Source organism: uncultured Bradyrhizobium sp. (genome assembly GCF_964252615.1).
Lineage (GTDB): Bacteria > Pseudomonadota > Alphaproteobacteria > Rhizobiales > Xanthobacteraceae > Bradyrhizobium.
Window position 1 is genome coordinate 1 of the sequence record NZ_CAXUNQ010000099.1, and the last position, 3,620, is coordinate 3,620.

The 3,620-nt window shown below is 64.3% G+C and carries 4 protein-coding genes; 1 reads left to right on the forward strand and 3 read right to left on the reverse strand.

The genetic code is table 11. The features are described 5' to 3' along the window. Positions 1–180: hypothetical protein (locus ACFE72_RS24065; RefSeq protein ID WP_375415640.1), on the forward strand; the 180-nt coding region annotated here is incomplete at its 5' end. Between the two features lie 8 nt (positions 181–188). Here the strand turns inward: ACFE72_RS24065 and ACFE72_RS24070 are convergent. From ACFE72_RS24070 to ACFE72_RS24080, 3 genes are all read right to left on the reverse strand, one after another. Next, complete coding sequence (locus tag ACFE72_RS24070) at positions 189–800, reverse strand: LysE family translocator (protein ID WP_375415641.1); 612 nt, start codon at positions 798–800, stop codon at positions 189–191. A gap of 11 nt (positions 801–811) precedes the next feature. Then, the gene (locus ACFE72_RS24075; RefSeq protein ID WP_375415642.1) at positions 812–1,615 is read right to left on the reverse strand and encodes a lytic transglycosylase domain-containing protein; all 804 of its coding nucleotides are present in this window, start codon (positions 1,613–1,615) and stop codon (positions 812–814) included. Between the two features lie 349 nt (positions 1,616–1,964). Beyond that, on the reverse strand, positions 1,965–2,717 hold the full coding sequence (locus ACFE72_RS24080) for a lytic transglycosylase domain-containing protein (RefSeq protein WP_375415643.1): 753 nt from the start codon (positions 2,715–2,717) through the stop codon (positions 1,965–1,967). Positions 2,718–3,620: the final 903 nt, after the last annotated feature.

Sequence of the window (3,620 nt, forward strand, 5' to 3'; positions counted from 1 at the left end):
TTAAATCGAACCGGACAGCCGTGGCACAAGGCCGGGCATGACGGCGAGATGTGTGAATCCAGTAGGGTCAAGCCCGGCAATGACGATGAGATGCGTGCATCCGGTACGGCTTCACCGGGCGACCCAGTCGCACTGCTCTGGAATACTGGATGCCCGACCTTCGCCGGGTATGACGACTGAGTTCGTTGCTACCGTTCCGTCAGCGCCAGCCGCAAACCCAACACGGCAAAACCGCCGGCAAAGATACGCCGCAGCCAGATCATGACCTGCGGCCGGGTGACGATGCGGTCGCGCACCGAGGCGGCGAACAGGCCGTAGATCACGAACACCACAAACGTCATCGCCATGAAGGCTGCGCTCAATTCCAGCATTCGCGCCACGGGGTGGTTTTCACCCACGGCGATGAACTGCGGCAGGAACGCCAGGAAGAAAATCGACAGTTTCGGATTGAGGATATTGATCAGACATCCGGTGACGATCACTTTTGCCGTCGAGCGCACATCGACATGGCCATCGACGGCGAGCGCGCCGCGCTCGCGCAAAGCCTGCCACGCCATGGACAGCAGATACAACACGCCGAGCCATTTCAGCACCGCGAACGCCAGCGCGCTGGTATGCAGCACCGCGGCGAGGCCGAGCATGGCGGCGGTGATATGCGGGACGATCCCGAGCGTACAGCCAAACGCCGCCGCGACGCTCGCCCGCGACCCGCGCGTCAGCGCCGCCGCCAACGTGTAGAGCACGCCGGTGCCGGGTGAAACGATGACGATCAGCGACGTGAGCAGGAAGGATAGAGACATGTGCGCCATGCTCACCGCCCCGCCAGCCGGTCGGCGAAATAGCCGATGGTCTTGCGGTAGACGGTTGCTCTGTTCCACTCGCGCATCGCCTCGAAATTCGCAGTCCCCTCGCCGTAAGGCGCGCCGGCTTTCCAACCCGCGGTGCGCAGCAGATTGGCGGTGGAGGCGAGCACGTCGGGCACGCTGTGGCGCAGATCGACATGGCCGTTGCCGTCGAAATCGACGCCGTATTTGATGTAGGACGACGGCAGGAACTGGGTCTGGCCGATCTCGCCGGCAAAGGCGCCGATCAGATCGCGCAATGGCAGATCGCCGCGCTGCACGATCTGCAACGCCGCGATCAGCTCGCCCTGGAACAATTCGGTGCGGCGGCAATCATGCGCCAGCGTCGCCAGCGTGCGGATCACCGGCATCTTGCCGATGTCGCCCTTGCCGAAATCCGACTCCAGCCCCCAGATCGCCACCACGATCTCCGGCGGCACCCCGAACCGCGCCTCGATTCGGGCGAGCAGCGCCGCATGCCGCTGCAGCATCGCCCGCCCGCCGCTGATCCGCCCGGCGCCGACGCGGGTCGCGACATACTGCTCGAAGGATTTGTTGAAAGTGTAGCGCTGGCGCCGATCGAAGGCGAGCACCGCGGGGTCCGGGGTGACGCCGGAGAGCGACTGGGAGATCACGGATTGCGAGATGCCTTTGGCGGCGGCTTCGCGGGAGATGTTGGCGACGAAGGTGTTGAAGTCGCCGCCGCAGGGGGCGGCGTGGCTGGGGGTGGCGAGGAGGAGAACTGAGAGGATGAAGAGGCGGAGGGAGGGCATTGGTGCGTCCTAATTCCCCGCCATGATGGCATGTGTTGCAGACATCCGTCAAAACGTTCCGTGAGGTTCGAATGATACCGTATGTACAACGACGCAGGTAGCGACCTCGGCGCGATCACCTCGCAATCATCTCGAGGCGCTCGCCACGCAAGAGCGCGCTCCCTTGCGAAATAACAGCGCGCCGTTACGCGGGGCTGACGGCGGCACGTGTGACAAAACCGTCATTGCGGGGAGCACTTGCGACGAAGCAATCCACCTCTTGCATCAGCGCTCGCGGCTCTGGATTGCTTCACTTGCTGGCAATGGCGCAAACATCAGCGCGTCGCGGCAATCTGCCGCGAACGTCACCTCATTCCCCGCCATCGATCTGCCGCCCCATCAGCGCAATCGCCTTCTGATAAACGCCGGCCGCATTCCACGCCTGGATGGCGGCGAAGTTCGCCTCGCCCGGCTGATAGCCCGCGCCCGCGCGCCAGCCGTGGGCCTTCAAGAAGTTCGCGGTCGAATTCAGCGCGTTGGCGGCGACTTCGAGATTGCCGGTGCCGTAGGCGAGAATCGCCTTGGGCATGAACTGGGTCTGGCCGACTTCGCCGTGCATGGAGCCGCGCTGGGAAGGCTGCAGCGCGCCGCGGTCGATCAGCTGCAGGGCTGCGTAGAGATGTTCGGTGAAATAGGCCGAGCGGCGGCAGTCATAGGCCAATGTGGCGATCGAGGCGAGCATGTTCTGGTTGCCGCGCTGGCTGCCGAACCCGGTCTCCATGCCCCAGATCGCGAGCAACGGGCCCGGCGGCACGCCGGTGCGGCTCTGGAGGGAGGCAAACAGCGCGCCTTGCGACTGCTTCAGGGAGCGGCCGCGTGACACGATGGCTGCCGCACCGCGCTTGGCGAGAAACTGGTCGAGCGAGAGGTTGAAACTGCGCTGGCCGCGATCGGCGTTGATGGTGGCTTGCGCGTAATTGGTCGCCATCAGCGCCTGGATGGTGGAAGCGCTGATGCCCTTGGCGCGGGCTTCGCCGGCAAACTCCTGCTTCCAGGCGGGAAAGCCGCCGGCCGAGCTGCCGCATGGCGCGGCGTCGGCGTGCAGGATCGAACATGCGAGCATGGCCAGGGCGCAGGCAATGATGGCAGGACGTATTTTGAGCATGCTGAATTCCTCGTTCGCAAACGGCATCATGCCATGCGGAGCGGAGCGAGGTCAAAATCAGTAATATCATCCGGCGCGAAGCGCCCCCGGCCCGAGGGTCGTTAGCAGATCCGCAAAACGATCATAGGCAAAGCGCATCAGGCATAGCCGTCATCCTGAGGCGCTTGCCCGTCTGAGCACGGCTTGTTTCCCGGGCGCGATGCAGCGCTCTTCGCGCTGGACTGTAGCGCGTCGAAGACGCGCGTAAACGCGCTTATGGCGCTCTCGCTGCGTCCGGGGCACCAAAGTTCGGCGTTCACGTACTTGTGAATGTATACCTATCCCCGCTCTTCAAACCTCGCTTATGCTGTTGGTGTCCTGCCCCACTACAGGGGCGCTCGCGAACGTCACGGACGCGGGGCAGGATGCGGTGGACGCGGCAGCGTCAGGCGCGAGGTGAGGTGACAGGGCCGATCCCCGCAAGGGGTCCGTGAGTTGCCGAACCGAACGCTGACGTACGGCGCTGCAGGCGGACGGTGAAGACGTGAGGTCCCGGTGTCCCGCGTGACACCAAGGGCCGATGAGAGCGCCCAAAGCCGGGCCAAGGCCATCCTCATCGGTTCCGACGGCAACGAAAAGCGAAGTCGGCTGCCGGGGAGCAACGAGATAAGCCGTTAAAACCATCGCGTGCGGGACGCCGGGAAGGCCGGTGTATCTGCGGTGACTGAAATACTCGTGTGCAGCCTACCCTTTTTCGCACGCGAGGCTGTGGGTGCACAGGGCACCCGGCGTTCCGCACGCCCTCTTCTCGAAGAGGGCGGGACGTTCACGGGCAAACCTCGGGCGCATGGCGCCGCGAGATCGTAAAGCCGTGTCTGACTT

What these genes read in the sequence shown, in the direction of transcription:
- ACFE72_RS24070 (WP_375415641.1), bottom strand. Translation starts at nt 800, where the DNA reads ATGTCTCTATCCTTCCTGCTCACGTCGCTGATCGTCATCGTTTCACCC.
- ACFE72_RS24075 (WP_375415642.1), bottom strand. Translation starts at nt 1,615, where the DNA reads ATGCCCTCCCTCCGCCTCTTCATCCTCTCAGTTCTCCTCCTCGCCACC.
- ACFE72_RS24080 (WP_375415643.1), bottom strand. Translation starts at nt 2,717, where the DNA reads ATGCTCGCATGTTCGATCCTGCACGCCGACGCCGCGCCATGCGGCAGC.